This is a genomic window from Pseudonocardia sp. EV170527-09 (assembly GCF_008369905.1).
Classification (GTDB): domain Bacteria; phylum Actinomycetota; class Actinomycetes; order Mycobacteriales; family Pseudonocardiaceae; genus Pseudonocardia.
This window is the reverse complement of sequence record NZ_VRMC01000376.1, coordinates 1-366: the sequence shown is the minus strand read 5'-3', so window position 1 is coordinate 366 and position 366 is coordinate 1. Positions and strand designations below refer to the sequence as shown.

The following is a 366-nucleotide window of genomic DNA, read 5'->3' as shown; positions in this document are numbered from 1 at the left end:
CACCACAAGACTCTCGACGAGTTCGACTTTGCCTTCCAGCCCGACCTCGACGTCAGAAAGATCCGCGACCTGGCCACTGTCGACGACGGCCTGAGACTGACCCCCTGACGTCGGATTGGGATTGACCCCTTCTGGGCGACGCTGAGGGGGTGTTGTCGGTGGAGGACTGGTCCGAGATCCGTCGTCTGCATCGGGCGGAGGGTGTCCCGATCAAGGAGATCTCCCGCCGGCTGGGAGTCGCGCGGAACACGGTGCGTTCGGCGCTGCGGGCGCCGGGCCCACCGCGGCGGGAACGGGGCCCGCGGGGTTCGCTGGCTGATGCGGTCGAGCCGCAGGTGCGGGCTCTGTTGGCGCAGTTCCCGCGGA

At 68.6% G+C, this 366-nt stretch carries 2 protein-coding genes; both read left to right on the top strand.

Translation table 11 applies throughout. The annotated features are described in order from the left end of the window. Positions 1-108 (top strand): ATP-binding protein (locus tag FVA95_RS34215; protein WP_368667391.1); only part of this gene is annotated, 108 nt, incomplete at its 5' end. A gap of 41 nt (positions 109-149) precedes the next feature. Next, positions 150-366, top strand: a 217-nt coding sequence (locus FVA95_RS29540; RefSeq protein WP_193564260.1) for a sigma factor-like helix-turn-helix DNA-binding protein, incomplete at its 3' end; no start/stop codon positions are given.